Source organism: Streptomyces sp. NBC_00433 (genome assembly GCA_036015235.1).
GTDB lineage: Bacteria > Actinomycetota > Actinomycetes > Streptomycetales > Streptomycetaceae > Actinacidiphila.
Window position 1 is genome coordinate 576314 of record CP107926.1, and the last position, 14061, is coordinate 590374.

The following is a 14061-nucleotide window of genomic DNA, read 5'->3' on the forward strand; positions in this document are numbered from 1 at the left end:
CGCGGCCTGGTCGCGAAAGCGCCCGGCCGGCGGCGCGGGTGCGGGCGGATCAGCCCTGGTAGCCGCTGTCGGCCAGGATCCGGTCGATCCGGGCGCGGTGCGCGGCCTCCCACGCGTCGAGGCTCTCGCCGGCCTCCTTCGCCAGCTTCTTCTGCGCGTCGGCCAGCACCTGGTCCGCCCGGCCGGCCGGGACGACGGCGACACCCTCCTCGTCGGCGACCACGATGTCGCCCGCGTGCACCTCGACGCCGCCGCAGCGCACCGGCTCGCCGAGCGGCACGACCGCCGACTTCCCGCCGGGGCAGGGGACGACGCCCCGGGCGAAGACCGGGAAGCCCATCGCGCGGATCTCGCCGAGGTCGCGGATCACCCCGTCGATGACGAAGCCGGCGATCCCCCGGCGCCGGGCGACGGCGCAGACGTTGCCGCCGGCCACCGCGTAGTCCGTGTCGCCGGCCGCCATGACGATCACCGAGCCGGGCGGCGCCCGGTGGATCGCCGCGTGCAGCATCAGGTTGTCGCCGGGCGGGCAGCGTACGGTGAAGGCCGCTCCGGCGATCCGCGGCCCGGGACCCCACAGCGGCCGCAGCCCGGCGTCCATGACCTGGCCGCGCCCCAGGAGGTCGGCGAGGGTCGTCGGGGGGATGTCCTGGAATGCGCTCACGTCGTCCACGCTCACCCTTCGTCCGTGCGCCCCGACCTGGGCGGCTTCGGGAACGCTACCCGAAGGAGCCCAGGCCGGGGCGCGGCGGGCGGGCGCTACGACCGGCGCTGGTTCGTACCGCCGTGGCAGGTCCACAGCTCGGCCAGGGCGCCGTCGGCGGTGGATTTTGTTCGTGCGCGAAGATCCCGCCCAGACCACTGTCGAGTCAGCATTTCCGGACAGACCCTGACGCCGCAGGGGCCGCTGACCTGCCAGGGCCGCCCGCCCGGCCGCTTGTTACCTTCTCCGGTATGACCCGATCGCGTCCCGATGCCGAGGTGCGCGCCTGGCGGCCCGCGGTGGCGGGGATCAGCGAGGTCCTGCACGCGCGCTTCCACGAGCACGCGTATCCGGTGCACACCCATGACACCTGGGACCTGATGCTGCTGGACGACGGCGCCGTCGACTTCGCGCTGGACCGCAGGCGGCACGACGCGACGGACGCCGGGCGGGTGGTGCTGCTGCCGCCCGGAGTGCCGCACGACGGGCGGTCGGTCGGCGGGCTCGGCTTCCGCAAGCGGGTGCTGTACCTGTCGACCGCGGTACTGCCGGAGCGGCTGGCGGGGCCGGCGGTGGACGGGCCGATCCTGCTCGACCCGGCGCTGCACGCCCGGGTGCACCTGCTGCACCAGGCACTGCGGCACGAAGGGGACGCGCTGGAGGCCGAGTCGCGGCTGGCCTTCGTCCGCGAGCGGCTGCTGACGCACCTGGACGCCCGCAGGCCGCCCCGGCAGGACCGGGCGGACCACGGGCTGGCGGTGCGGCTGCGCGAACTCCTGGACTCCCGGGTGCTGACCGGCCTGTCGCTGGACGAGGCGACCGAGGTGCTGCACGCCCACCCGACACACCTGATCCGCTGCTTCACCCGCGCCTACGGGCTGCCGCCGCACACGTATCTGACGGGGCGCCGGATCGACCGGGCCAGGGCGCTGCTGCTGGCCGGCGAGCGGCCGGTCGACGTGGCGGGCGCCGTCGGCTTCTACGACCAGGCGCACCTGAGCCGGCACTTCACCCGGCACCTGGGGGTGCCGCCGGCCCGCTTCGGGCGGCGCGGCGCGTAGCTCTCACGCGCACGCACCGCCGGAAGCGGGCGCGGGGCCGGGGGTTGCGGGATACGGGGTGTCGGATACGGGCTGCGGGTCAGCGGGTGGCGATGGCCGGGTCGCTCACCCCGGGCCTGCCGTTCTCCACGTGCCCGGCGAAGCGGCGCAGGTAGCCCGGGTCGTGGTCGGCGGTCACGGTGAGGTCGTACCAGCGCTTGCCGCGGTCGAGGTCGACGGTGTGGGTCTCGCGGCGGCCGGCGCGGACGGTGCAGGTCGCGTGGTGGCCGTCGTAGGAATTGCGGACGGTGAGGCGGACGTCGTCGCGGCCGGCGTTGGTGAAGGTCAGCTCGATCCGGCCGGCGGCGGCCTCGTGGCGGGCGGTCACCTCGGGGCCCGCGTGGGCCGCCGAGCCCTTGAAGGCGCGCAGGAAGCCGGCCGGGCCGTACGCCGTCAGGTCGTAGCCGCCGCCCTGGGCGGTGGTGTCCCAGGTGCCGGAGAGCTTCTTGCCGGCCTCCGCGGTGTAGGTCCACGGGCCGTCGGTGCGGCCGGCGGCGGTGACGTGGAAGCACACGCCGGCGGCGACTCCGCCGCCGAAGGTGAGGGTGACGCTCCTGTCGGAGGGCGTCACGGCCGCGTCGACCTGCGGGACGTAAGGCAGCGGGCGGGTGGGGCGGCTGCCCCGCTCCTGCACCGGCGGCGTCTGGTGCGCGGGCGGCACCGGGACGTAGCTGTCGTGCCGGTCGCGGTCCGGCGGCCGGTAGGCGTCGGTGTCGGGCAGCGGCGCGGGCCTGCCGTGCGTGAGGCCGAAGTCGAAGGCCGAGGTGAGGTCGCCGCACACGGCCCGCCGCCACGGCGATATCTGCGGCTCGTGCACCCCGAAGCGGCGCTCCATGAAGCGCACGATCGAGGTGTGGTCGAAGACCTCGGAGCAGACGTAGCCACCGGTGCTCCACGGTGAGACCACCGTCATCGGCACCCGCTGGCCCAGCCCGTAGGGACCGGCCGCATAGGTGCTGTTGCCCGGGAAGATCTCCAGGCCGGTGCTGACGGTGGAGCCGCCGCGGCCTTCGGCGGGCGGGGGGAACGGCGGCACGACGTGGTCGAAGTAGCCGTCGTTCTCGTCGTAGGTGACGAACAGCGCGGTCCTGCTCCACACCTCGGGGTCGGAGGTGAGCGCGTCGAGGACCTGCGAGATGTACCAGGCGCCGTAGTTGGCGGGCCAGTTGGGGTGCTCGGAGAAGGCCTCGGGGGCGGCGATCCAGGAGACCTGCGGCAGCCGGCCGGCCTTGACGTCCGCGCGCAGAATGTCGAAGAAGCCGTCGCCGGCCTTGGCGTCTGTGCCGGTGCGGGCCTTGTCGTAGAGCGGGTCGCCGGGCTGCGCGTTGCGGTAGTTGTCGAAGTACAGCAGCGAGTTGTCGCCGTAGTTGCCGCGGTAGGCGTCCGGGATCCAGCCCCAGGAGTTGGCGGCGTCCAGGCCGTCGCCGACGTCCTGGTAGATCTTCCACGAGACCCCGGCCTCCTCCAGGCGCTCGGGGTAGGTGGTCCAGTCGTAGCCCAGCTCCGCATTGTCGAGCACCGGGCCCGCGCCCTTGCCGTCGTTGCCGGTCCAACCCGACCACATGTAGTAGCGGTTGGGGTCGGTGCCGCCGATGAAGGAGCAGTGGTAGGCGTCGCAGACGGTGAAGGCGTCGGCCAGCGCGTAGTGGAAGGGGATGTCGTCGCGGGTCAGATACGCCATCGTGCCCGCGGACTTGGCGGGGATCCAGCGGTCGTAGCGGCCGTCGTTGAAAGCCGCGTGGCTGCCGGTCCACTCGTGGTTGAGGCCCTCGATGAACTGCAGGCCCAGGTCCTCGGCGTCCGGGCGGTAGGGCAGTACGTCCCTGCCGCTGCCGTCGGGCTGGTACCAGACCGGCTTGCCGTTCGCGAGCCGCACGGGGCGGGGGTCGCCGAAGCCGCGCACTCCGCGCATGGAGCCAAAGTAGTGGTCGAAGGACCGGTTCTCCTGCATCAGCACGACGATGTGGTCGACGTCCTTGATGGTGCCGGTGCGGCGTCCCGCGGGGATGGCCGCGGCGCGGTTGATGCTGCTGGACAGGGCGCTGAAGCCCGCGGTGGCGCCGGCGATCTGCAGGAAGCGCCGCCGGGTGGGTTCTGCCATGGCTCGGACTACCTCTTCGCATGGGGTGGGTGCGGGGCGTGAAGGGTGGTCCCCACAGCAGCGACCCCGGGCGACCTGCCCGTGTCGCCCGGGTGACCGCCCGCGGTACGGGTCGCGAACAGCCGACTCCCGTCCGCGGAAGGCGGAATCGGCTGTCCGGGGGGCGTGCGGTGCCGCCGGCCGAGCCGGCTTCCGACGCGGTAGGTCAAGACGGCGTTCAACCCCCCGTCGCCGTGGGGCGCGAGTCTTCACACGTCCACAGCCCATGCGCCAAGGAGCAACGATGGTCGCACACTTGGACACACCGGAGCCGTCGGGGCGAGCTGTCGGTCTTCGAAAGGTTCACGCCGCACCGCAAGCGGTCGGACGGGCACCGCCGCTGACCCGCCGGCGGACCGTGAGCCGCCGGGTCCCGCGCGACGGCCGCCGGAGTGGGGCGGCCGTGGTCCCGGCCGACACAGCGGCACCACCCGCTGTGTCGGCCACCGACATGCGACACGCGCCCCGGTGACATCTAGTCTGCTGGAGCCGCACGGACGGCGTGCGGGCGGACGGGTGCGGATGCGGGGCAGGACATGAGGGAATACCGGGACACCGGCGTTCAGGTGCAGGGCGGCACGCTCGCGGTACGCCGCTGGCCCGGGGCGCCGGGCGGCGGCACGGTGCTGGCGGTGCACGGCATCACGGGCAACGGCCTGTCGTGGGCCACCGTCGCCGAGGCCCTCGACGGCGTCGAGGTGATCGCCCCGGATCTGCGCGGGCGAGGGCACAGCGGCGACGTCAAGGGGCGCAGCAGCATGGCGGTGCACGCCGACGACCTGCTCGCGGTGCTCGACCACTTCGGGGCGGACCGCGCGGTCCTCGCCGGCCACTCGATGGGCGGCTTCGTCGGCTGCGTCGCCGCCCACCGCGACCCGCACCGCTACCGGCACCTGGTGCTGGTCGACGGCGGCCTGGGCTTCCCCGTCCCGCCCGACATGGGCATCGACCAGCTGCTGCACGCGGTGATCGGCCCCGCGATGGCCAAGCTCGACATGGAATTCGCCGACCGCGCCGCCTACCACGCCTTCTGGGCCGCGCACCCGGCCTTCGGCGAGCTGACCGGCGAGGCGGTGCGGGCCTACCTCGACCGCGACCTCGCCGGCGAGGAGCCCCACCTGCGGTCCGCGTGCCGCGCGGCGGCGATCCGCGAGGACGCCGAGGACGAGCTGCGCAATCCCGCGGTCTTCGCGGCGATCCACGAACTGCGGGTCCCCGCCCGGCTCCTGTGGGCCGAACGCGGCCTGCGCGACGAGCCCACCGGCCTCTACCCGCCGGCTGTCATCGAGTCGGCCGCCCTCACCACGGCGGCCCTCCACTTCGTCCCCGAGGTGAACCACTACTCGATCCTGCTCGGCGAACGGGGGGCGTCCGTGGTCGCCGACCACATCCGCGCCGCCCTCTAGCGCCCGCGGGAGCACCACGGTGCCCGCCGGCATGCCGCCCCCGCGAGGTACATGCTTCGGCCACATGTCCGCCCGGACCCAGCACTCCTACGGTGTGCGCAACAATCCACCTTTCCGGGAGCCGGTCATCATGCGTCGCAGCAGTACATCGAGCGCGAACCGAAGCAGATCCGTCCCCGCGCCTGCGCTGCTGGCCGCCGCCGTCCTGCCGGCGGGGCCGACCGGGTGCAGCAGGGCGGGGACCGCCGGAGCTCCCCGGACGGCGGCGGCAAGGGCGGCAGCGCCGCCGTCGACGTCGGCCCGGTCTCCTCGCGCACCGGGCCGCTCGCCGCGTACGGCAAGGCAAGCAGTACCTCGAAGGCTTCGACGCCGGTCTCGACTTCGCCACCCACGGCACCGGCAAGGCGGCCGGGCACGAGATCCACGTCACCGAGCACGACGACGCGGGCGACCCGGCCAAGGCGGTGGCCGCGGCCAAGACGCCGACCGGCAAGGGCACGAAGATCATCGCGGGCACCACGGACTCCGGTGTCCTCTACACCTGGGCCGACCACCGCCTTGGCGACCTGGCCGGCTCCGAGACAGTGTCGGGCCTGCCGTCCTTCCTGCGGGTGCCGCTGTCGCAGCCGCTGTTCCTGCTCGGCGCCCTCTTCGTCGCCACGGTCGTCGCCCCGCCGGGCGGGCTCACCCGCCTGCCCGCCCGGCTGCGGCGGCGCTGACCCGGGGTCAGCGCAGGGTGGCGACCAGGCTGCGGCCGTACAGCCCGCCGGTTTCCGCCTCGACGGTCGTGCCGCCGGCGGTCGTGCGGAAGCGCAGCCCCGGGTCCGAGGCCAACGGGCGCAGGCGCCGCCCGCGCAGCCGGAGCGTCACGGTGGCTCGGCCGGTGGTCGGGTCGGCCACCGCGAGCGACACCGTGCCGTCGCGGGCCTCGCGCAGCAGGACGGAAGCGGGTCCTTCGACGGTGAGGCGGCCGGCCCGGTGGGAGCCGGCGGTGAAGGTGTTGACGGCCAGCAGGCCGAGCCCGCGGTGGCCGACCGCCTGGACGGCGGTGGTGTTGGCGAGCACGGTGAGCGGGCCGCGGGCGTAAGACCGCAGGGCCCGCTCGGTGGCGCCGGGGACGATGGCGTAGGCCAGCGCGGTGTGCCGGGCGCCCGGCTCCTGGTGGAAGGCCAGGGTGAAGACCTGCTTGGTGACGGACGTGTCGGGGTTGGTGAGCCGGACCGCGCGGCGGCTGCGGGTGACGGTGTCGAGGGCCACGGTGGGCTGCGGCTGGTGCGGGTCGAGCAGGACGTAGCCGACGGCGGCGCCCTGGGCGGGGTCGGCATAGCGCAGCCAGGCCAGCGGCGCGGTGCCGGTGCCCGACCAGGGGGCGCCGCCGCGGACTTCGCCGGTGAGGGCGACCGGGTCGGCGGCGCCGGCGATCCTGGCGTCGGCGGTGGTGGTGACCGCGCGCCCGGCGCTGTCGCCGACACCGGCGGCGAGCACCACGATCTCGTCGTCCAGCATGAACCACGACCGGGTGGCGTCGGCGCCGCGGTAGGCGACGAAGTCGGCGGGGAGCCGCCCAGCCTGCTTCGCGGCCCAGGCCGCGTCGGGTGCCAGCACCATCGCGGCGGCGCCGTAGGTGCCCAGGACGGCCCCGCCCGACAGGGGGTTGGTGCCGCGCGGCAAGTAGACGTAGGTGTTCTGCGACTCCGACGAGGAGGTGAAGCCGGCGGCGGGGTTGTCGTACCACTGGGTGCCGTACAGCTCGGGGACGGTCAGCCGGGTCTCGACGGGGGCGGTGACGCCGGCCAGCCGGTCGGGGGGCACGGCGGTGAAGTAGTCGACGCCGAAGGCCTGCGTCTGGTCCTGCCCCGACAGGTACAGGTAGTGGGCGCCCGCGCCCTGGAACCACGGCGCCAGGTTCTCGCCGCTCATGTACTCGTAGCCGCTGATCCGGGTGGAGCTGCGGGCCAGAGCGAAGGTCCACCCGGGGCGGCGGTGGACGCTGCGGTCCATGGCGGGGTAGGCGCTGTGCAGGGCTGCGGGGTTGATGTCGCGGGCCGGGATCGCGGGGTCGGCGAGCAGGTCGGCGTAGCGGGCGACGCTGACCGGGGAGACGAAGCCGGCCGGGTCGGGCGCGGCCTTCGTGACCTCGCGCAGGTGCTTGGCATAGCCGGCCAGCGCGGTGGCGGCGTCGCCGGCCGCGTAGCCGGACAGGTCCACGACGGCCTCGACCACGGCGGCGGCGTCGGCGTATCCGGTACCGGTCCTGGAGACCGCCCGGCCCTTGACGATCTCGGCCATCCAGCCCTCGACGATCAGCGGCGCGAAGCTGTCGGCGACCCAGCCGGTGACGACGCCGACCAGGCCGCCGTCACCGCGCGCGTAGCCGGTGCCGTCGAGGATCTTGACGGTCTGCACCACCCGGGTGAGCAGCCCGGTGCCGTACGAGCCGGTGTAGGCCACCGACGTGTGCTGGAGGAAGGACCCGTCGGCGTAGAAGCCGTCGGTGACGCCGTGCTGCGGGGCGTACGGGTCGACGGTCGCGTAGACGGTCAGCTGGTCGGCGACGGCCTTGGTGACACGGGCGGCGTCGCCGAGCGCGGCGCCCTGCAGGACGCGGTTGGTGGTGATGTCGGCGAGGTTGGCGCCGGTGTGGAAGCGCGAGTCGAGGTCGACGTCGCCGTCCTCGCCGTTGCGCAGGTAGGCGTCCATCGCGGCGGTGTAGGTGGCGGTGAGGCCGGATGCGGCCTGGGCGAGGACCTCGGCGAGCAGGACCAGGGTGCGGCTGGCGTAGGTGGAGATGCCGATCTCCCAGTTGAACCAGTTGCCGTAGTAGCCGGCGGCCTGGTCGCCGTAGTAGCCGTCATAGAGCCAGGCCAGGCCGTCGATGACGCGCTGCTGCACGGCGGTGTCGCCGAGCAGGGCGGAGCCGGGGGCGCGGGTGGCGAGCGCGATCTCGTACAGGTACTGGAAGGAGCTGGTCAGGTGCGGGTCGCTGGTGCCCAGACCGAGCCCGTGGAAGAGCTCGCCGGTGCCGGCCGCGTCCATCGCGCCGAGCCTGGCGGTGGCGGTGGACTGGAGGGCGGCGAGCTTGCCCGCGACCTCGGGGCGGGCGTTGGACTCCGGGGTGCCGCAGAATATCGCGGTGACATTGCCGAGCAGCGTGTCCCGGTCGGTGCCGGCCGACGGCCCGTCCGCGGCGCCGGCGCGTATCTGCCCGGCCAGCGCCAGCAGGGTCCCGGCCGGGGCGATCGACAGCAGGGCACGGCGGGATATCTGCACGGCGGGCGCTCCAAGCGGTCGGCGGGCGGCGCCACCTGACGGCGCCACCCGCATTGAAGCAACCCTGGCCCCACCTGTCACCGGGAGCGACAGGAGTCACCCCCGCACGGGGCACGGGCGCTGACCCCAGGTCACCCGAGCCCGCTGACCGCCGCCGACCGCCCGCCCCGGGCTCACGGCACCACGATCACCGGCCAGCGCCCGGTCTTGACCAGCCGCACCCCGGGCGAGCCGAACAGCCGGTGGCGCAGGCCCCTGGACGCGCCGATGACCACGGTGTCGGCACGCAGCTCGTCGGCGGTCTCGGCCAGCCCGGTCACCACGTCGGCGGCGCGCAGGATCTGGAATTCCCAGCACAGGGCCGGCAGGCCGACCGTGCCGGACAGCCCGGCCGCCAAGCGGTGCCGCAGCCGCTCGGCGGCCGCCAGGTCGTCCGCGGCGAGCATCCAGGACAGGCCGGCCAGCATCGCGGTGCTGTGCACCGGCAGCACGTGGACCACCACCAGCAGCGCGTCCTGCCGGCGGGCGAGCCCGACGGCGTAGGCGGCGGCCCGCCACGAGGAGTCGGAGTCGTCAAGCCCGACCACGACGACACGGCCGCCGCCCCGCGGGGCGGCGGCCCGATCGAAACCCACGGCCTTGCCGTGCCGGTGGTGCTACGCCACCTGGCCGTCGGCCGGCCCGCCGCCCGCGGCCTTCCCCACTGCAGGCTGCTCGTCCTGGTCGGCGAAGGCGGCCGCCGTCGTACGCAGCGGCACCTCCTTGAGCAGCGAGGACAGCAGCAGCGCGACCACCAGGACACCCGCGCCGACCAGGAAGGCCACATTGATGGCCCCGGTGAAGCCGACCTTGAAGGGGTGGCCGAGCACCGGGTCGATGCGGTTGAGGAACGACGTGTCGTTGAGGCTGCCCGAGCCGCCCGAGGTGAGCAGCTTGAGCTGGTCGGGGTGCGCGGCCGCGGCCTTGTCGAAGGCGGCGCCGCCGCGCGCGTCGGCGTAGGCCGAGCTGATCCGGCCGCCGACCACCGAGTAGACGATGGACAGGAAGACGGCGACGCCGAGCGTGCCGCCCATCTGCCGGAAGAAGGTGGTCGAGGAGGTGGCCACGCCGATGTCCCGCGGCGGTACGGCGTTCTGCATGGCCAGCACGATGGTCTGGAAGTTCAGACCGAGTCCGGCGCCGACCACGAACATGGCGGCGTCGACGTACGGCAGGCTGCTGTCGGCGTCCATCTGCCAGAACATCAGCATGCCGGCGACCAGCAGCGCGCAGCCGATGATCGGGAAGATCTTGTAGCGGCCGGTGCGCGAGGTGATCAGGCCGGAGACCATCGACAGCACCATGATGCCGAGCACCAGGGGCAGCGTCAGCAGGCCCGCCTTGGTGGGCGAGTTGCCCTTGACCAGCTGGAGGTAGAGCGGGATGAGGGTGATGCCGCCGAACATCCCGATGCCGATGATCGCGGACTGGGCGGAACCCAGTGCGAAGACCCCGTTGCGGAACAGCCGCAGCGGCAGCAGCGCCTCGTCGCCGGCCCTGCGCTCGGCGAGCAGGAAGCAGACGATGCCGACCGCGCCGACGACGTAGCACAGCAGCGCGGTGCCGCTGCCCCAGCCCCACTCGCGGCCCTGCTCGGCGACGATCAGCAGCGGCACGAGGGCGATGATCAGCGCGACGGCGCCCAGCGAGTCCACCTTGTGCGGGCGGCGGTCCTGCTTGACGTGCAGCACCTTGGCCACCACGATCAGCGCCAAGACGCCGATCGGCACGTTGACCAGGAAGATCCAGCGCCAGCCGTCGATGCCGAGCAGCGAGTCCTGGCCGGCGAGCGCGCCGCCGATGACCGGGCCGAGCACGCTGGAGGTGCCGAAGACGGCCATGAAGTAGCCCTGGTACTTGGCGCGTTCACGGGGCGGGATGATGTCGCCGATGATCGCGAAGGCCAGCGAGAACAGGCCGCCGGCGCCTATGCCCTGGAAGGCGCGGAAGCCGGCCAGCATGTACATCGAGGTGGAGAGCATGCACAGCGCGGACCCGACGACGAAGACCGAGATCGCGAAGAGGAAGAACGGCTTGCGGCCGTACTGGTCGGACAGCTTGCCGTAGAGCGGCGTGGCGATGGTCGAGGTGATCAGGAAGGACGTGGTCACCCAGGCCTGCGCCGTCAGGCCGTTGAGGCTCTCGCCGATCTTGTAGATGGCGGTGGAGACCACCGTCTGGTCCAGTGCGGCGAGGAACATCCCCAGCAGCAGTCCGGACAGGATGATCATGATCTGCCGGTGCGTGTACCCCGTCGGGGGTGCGGCGGTGCCGGTCTGCGCGGCGTCTGCTTGGGCGCTCATGGGGACTCTTTCTCCGGATCCTTGCTTGCCCTGGGCAACGATACTGCCGGACGCCGGAAAGCACAGACCTGATCACCGAGCTGATCGGCGTCAATACCCGCCCCGCGGCCCGGAACTGCGCATCATGCCCGTTATGATCACCCTGACGTACTCCGCCGCATTCATCACGTTCTTCTCCGTGATCGGCCCGCCCAAAGTGCTGCTGGCCTTCGCCGGGCTCGCACAGCACCACCCGAGCAAGGACCTGCGCACCATCGCGCTGATCTCGTCGGCCGGCGCGGTGGCCATCGGGGTGGCCGCCGGCTTCTTCTCGCCGTGGCTGCTCGAACTGTTCCACATCTCGACCCCGGCACTGGCGCTGGCCGGCGGCATCATCTTCTTCCTCTACGCGGTCGGCCTGGTGCTCGGCCTGCACATCGGGACCGAGGCACCGGGCGAGGACGGGCCCGATGTCACCAGCGGGCTGCGGGAGTTGCTGATGCCGTACGTGGTCAGCCCGCTGGCCCTGACGGCGGTGCTGATCGAGGCGGCGGAACGCGACGACTGGGGCTGGCGCGGCACCGTCGTCGCGGCCTTCATCTCGGTCATCGCGGTGGACCTGGTCTGCGTCCTGCTGCTCGGCCGGCTGCTGCAGAAGACCCACACCGCCGTCGTGGAGCTGACCGCCCGGCTGATCGGGCTGCTGCTCGCGGCGGTCGGCGTCGACCTCGTGCTCGACGGCCTGTTCGACCTCGGCGTCAGCACGCTGTCGACCCGCAACTAAGTCACGTCTGACAAATACCGTCTGGCAGGCGGCGCCTGGCACGCACGCTCGCCGCCACCGAGGGCGGCGCGGCGGGCATTTTATGCCAACTGCCCGCATGTACCGCAGGTAAATGTCAGAAGTCCCCGAAAGGGATTGCACGGAGCGTAACTTGCTCGTCACCGCCCGAGTGGGGGCGGCCGCGCGGCGCGCGGACCGAGGGGAGCGGTGTGTCCGGGATCGACGAGTGCCTGCTGCGGGCGATGGCGCTGCCCGGGGCGCGCGGTGCCGCCCTGGTCGAGTGGGTCAGCGGGCTGGCGCTCGGCGTCATCGGCGAGGCGGCGGGCGGCGACCACGAGGTGGTCGCGGCCGAGACCGCCGCCTATGCCAGGGCCACCGCCGAGCACCCGGTCTTCACCGCCGACCACCGGGGCGCGGGAATCGCGGCCGAGGAGGCGGTGGTGGTCACCGGCACCGGTTACCACCTGCTGCGCTTCCTCGAAGCACCCTACGAGGGAGGGGTGTTCCTCTACCTGTGGCTCGACCGGGACCAGGGCAACCTCGCACTGGCGCTGCGGGGCCTGCGCGAACTCGCCGAAGGGCTGGTGCTGGTGTGAGCGCGGCGGCGGACGGCCATTCCCCCATGCTCTCCCGGCTCGCCGAACAGCGCGCCACCGGTGTGCTGTTACGGGACACCGGCGCGCTCTACCTGGCCGACGGCGAGGTGGTGCTCGCCGAGAGCCCGGCCGCGCCGGGGATCGAGGTGCTGCTGACCGCGGGCGGGCGGCTGTCGCCGGAGACCTGGCAGGAGGCGGTGGCCGCGGCGGGCGCCGACTGCGCGACCGGCCGCTGGCTGATCGAGCACCGCAGGCTGGCGGCGGGAGAGTTGGAGATCAGTCGGCTCGGCACGCTGTACGACGCGGCCTTCTTCGTCCTGTCGGCCGCCGCGGGCCCGACGCGTTTCCGGCACGGGGTGCGGCACTGGTTCGGCTCGCTGGGCGGCGTCCCGGTGGCCAGGGTGGAACACGAGGTCCGGCGGCGCCGGCTGCTGCTCGAATCGCTGTGGCCGCACCCGCGGCTGGACACCGCGCCGGTGACGGCGGCGGGGGCGGCGCTGCGGCCCACCGCGCACCCGCCGTTCGTGCCGCGCCGGCAGGCCGCCTTACTGGACCTCGCGGACGGCGTGCGGACCCCGTCGGCGATCGCGGCGCTGCTGGGCCGCCCGGCCTTCCACGCGCTGCTCGACGTACGCCGGCTGGCGGCGCTCGGGCTCGTCGAGACCCCGCGCGGCGGCACGCGGGCGCCGGTCCGGGCCCCTGCCTGGTTCCAGAACATCGGCGACGACCCGGACGCGGCGCTGCTGCGCAGGCTGCGGGTCGCGCTGGAGCGGTTGTGAAGCGGGCGTTGCAGCGGCACGCCCTGCGTGCCGAGCGGAGGAGGTCGATGGTGCACGAAGCCGCTATACGTACCGAGTTGGAAGGGCTGCGGGCGCGCTTGCCGGAGGCGACAGGCGCGCTCGCGGCGACCGCCGACGGCCTGCTGCTGGCCGCCGACGCGCCCGGAGTGCAGGCCGAGGGCTTCGCGGCGCTGACCGCCGCCGCCCTGGGTGTGAGCCTGCGGCTCACCGACAGCGCGGGGCAGCGCTCGCTGCGCGAGCTGCTGGTCCGCAGCGAGACCGGCTTCGTCGCGCTGCACGCGGCCGGCCGCGACGCGGTGATCGCGGTCATCGCCGGGCCGACCGCCAACGTCGGCCGGCTGCACCTGGAGGCCCGCCGCAGCAGCGCCCGGCTGGCGGACCTGCTCGACGGCCTCCCGGCGGCGCCGGAAGGCGGCGGTGCGCCATGACCGACCAGCCGCCGCCCAGGCCCCGCGGCACCCGGGGCAGGACCCGTGCCCAGGACCCCACGAAGAACCCGACCACACAGCACACACCGTCGAAGGGAAGCACGAAGATCATGGCCAACTCCGAAACCGCGCTCAAGGACGCGATGACCTCCATCGAGGGCGTCATCGGCGTCGCGCTCGTCGACTACACCAGCGGCATGGCGCTGGGCACACTCGGCGGCGGCAAGGACCTCGACCTGTCGGTGGCCGCCGCCGGCAACACCGACGTCGTCCGGGCCAAGGCCCGAACGATGGAGATGCTGGGCCTCAAGGACGAGATCGAGGACATCCTGATCACCCTCAACGGGCAGTACCACCTGATCCGGCTGCTCCGCGGCCGCGGCAAGTCCGGACTCTTCCTCTACCTGGCACTCGACCGCGGCCGGGCGAACCTGGCGATGGCCAGACACCAGCTCAAGTCCATAGAGGCCGATCTGGAGGTGTGACCTGCCCGGGGCGGGCCGGCCGGACCGG

At 73.4% G+C, this 14061-nt stretch carries 12 protein-coding genes and 2 pseudogenes; 9 read left to right on the forward strand and 5 right to left on the reverse strand.

Features of this window, described 5'->3' with window-relative positions; all coding sequences use genetic code 11:
• Positions 1-49 precede the first annotated feature (49 nt).
• Positions 50-673 (reverse strand): RraA family protein, encoded by a 624-nt coding sequence (locus OG900_02460; GenBank protein ID WUH95589.1) that lies wholly within the window; start codon positions 671-673, stop codon positions 50-52.
• 281 nt (positions 674-954) lie between these two features.
• Here OG900_02460 and OG900_02465 point away from each other — a divergent pair, with 281 nt between their 5' ends.
• Positions 955-1764, forward strand: a complete 810-nt coding sequence (locus OG900_02465; GenBank protein WUH89107.1) for an AraC family transcriptional regulator — start codon at positions 955-957, stop codon at positions 1762-1764.
• Positions 1765-1843: 79 nt separating this feature from the next.
• Here the strand turns inward: OG900_02465 and OG900_02470 are convergent, their stop codons facing one another.
• On the reverse strand, positions 1844-3904 hold the full coding sequence (locus OG900_02470; protein ID WUH89108.1) for a phospholipase C, phosphocholine-specific: 2061 nt from the start codon (positions 3902-3904) through the stop codon (positions 1844-1846).
• 575 nt (positions 3905-4479) lie between these two features.
• On the opposite strand from OG900_02470, the gene OG900_02475 reads away from it, so the two are divergent.
• The 3 genes and pseudogenes from OG900_02475 (at position 4480) to OG900_02485 (ending at position 6068) form a co-directional block, all read left to right on the forward strand.
• Positions 4480-5349: an alpha/beta hydrolase gene (locus OG900_02475; protein WUH89109.1), complete on the forward strand. Its 870-nt coding sequence runs from the start codon at positions 4480-4482 to the stop codon at positions 5347-5349.
• 282 nt (positions 5350-5631) lie between these two features.
• Positions 5632-5882: pseudogene (locus OG900_02480) on the forward strand (ABC transporter substrate-binding protein).
• Positions 5877-6068 (forward strand): annotated as a pseudogene (locus OG900_02485) (branched-chain amino acid ABC transporter permease). The pseudogenes OG900_02480 and OG900_02485 overlap by 6 nt, the downstream one beginning before the upstream one ends.
• Before the next feature lie 7 nt (positions 6069-6075).
• Here the strand turns inward: OG900_02485 and OG900_02490 are convergent.
• From OG900_02490 to OG900_02500, 3 genes are all read right to left on the reverse strand, one after another.
• Positions 6076-8619, reverse strand: coding sequence for a polysaccharide lyase beta-sandwich domain-containing protein (locus OG900_02490; protein WUH89110.1), 2544 nt, complete (start codon positions 8617-8619; stop codon positions 6076-6078).
• 173 nt (positions 8620-8792) lie between these two features.
• The gene (locus OG900_02495) at positions 8793-9254 is read right to left on the reverse strand and encodes a universal stress protein (GenBank protein WUH89111.1); all 462 of its coding nucleotides are present in this window, start codon (positions 9252-9254) and stop codon (positions 8793-8795) included.
• A gap of 21 nt (positions 9255-9275) precedes the next feature.
• The gene (locus OG900_02500; protein WUH89112.1) at positions 9276-10961 is read right to left on the reverse strand and encodes an MFS transporter; all 1686 of its coding nucleotides are present in this window, start codon (positions 10959-10961) and stop codon (positions 9276-9278) included.
• A gap of 133 nt (positions 10962-11094) precedes the next feature.
• Between OG900_02500 and OG900_02505 the strand changes: the two genes are divergently transcribed.
• The 5 genes from OG900_02505 (at position 11095) to OG900_02525 (ending at position 14033) form a co-directional block, all read left to right on the forward strand.
• Positions 11095-11724 carry a MarC family protein gene (locus tag OG900_02505; protein ID WUH89113.1) on the forward strand — a complete coding sequence of 210 codons (630 nt, stop codon included), beginning with the start codon at positions 11095-11097 and terminating at the stop codon, positions 11722-11724.
• 209 nt (positions 11725-11933) lie between these two features.
• Complete coding sequence (locus tag OG900_02510; GenBank protein WUH89114.1) at positions 11934-12320, forward strand: hypothetical protein; 387 nt, start codon at positions 11934-11936, stop codon at positions 12318-12320.
• A 26-nt stretch (positions 12321-12346) separates the two neighbouring features.
• A complete protein-coding gene (locus OG900_02515; protein WUH95590.1) occupies positions 12347-13099 on the forward strand; it encodes a transcriptional regulator in 753 nt (250 codons plus the stop codon).
• Between the two features lie 47 nt (positions 13100-13146).
• Positions 13147-13548: a roadblock/LC7 domain-containing protein gene (locus tag OG900_02520; GenBank protein WUH89115.1), complete on the forward strand. Its 402-nt coding sequence runs from the start codon at positions 13147-13149 to the stop codon at positions 13546-13548.
• A 110-nt stretch (positions 13549-13658) separates the two neighbouring features.
• Positions 13659-14033, forward strand: coding sequence for a hypothetical protein (locus OG900_02525; GenBank protein WUH89116.1), 375 nt, complete (start codon positions 13659-13661; stop codon positions 14031-14033).
• The last annotated feature ends 28 nt before the right edge of the window (positions 14034-14061 follow it).

Bases quoted from the DNA above. Each gene is read 5' to 3' on its own strand.
- OG900_02505 (WUH89113.1), top strand. From the start codon at position 11,095: ATGATCACCCTGACGTACTCCGCCGCATTCATCACGTTCTTCTCCGTG.
- OG900_02475 (WUH89109.1), top strand. From the start codon at position 4,480: ATGAGGGAATACCGGGACACCGGCGTTCAGGTGCAGGGCGGCACGCTC.
- OG900_02500 (WUH89112.1), bottom strand. From the start codon at position 10,961: ATGAGCGCCCAAGCAGACGCCGCGCAGACCGGCACCGCCGCACCCCCG.
- OG900_02465 (WUH89107.1), top strand. From the start codon at position 955: ATGACCCGATCGCGTCCCGATGCCGAGGTGCGCGCCTGGCGGCCCGCG.
- OG900_02525 (WUH89116.1), top strand. From the start codon at position 13,659: ATGGCCAACTCCGAAACCGCGCTCAAGGACGCGATGACCTCCATCGAG.
- OG900_02470 (WUH89108.1), bottom strand. From the start codon at position 3,904: ATGGCAGAACCCACCCGGCGGCGCTTCCTGCAGATCGCCGGCGCCACC.
- OG900_02515 (WUH95590.1), top strand. From the start codon at position 12,347: ATGCTCTCCCGGCTCGCCGAACAGCGCGCCACCGGTGTGCTGTTACGG.
- OG900_02520 (WUH89115.1), top strand. From the start codon at position 13,147: ATGGTGCACGAAGCCGCTATACGTACCGAGTTGGAAGGGCTGCGGGCG.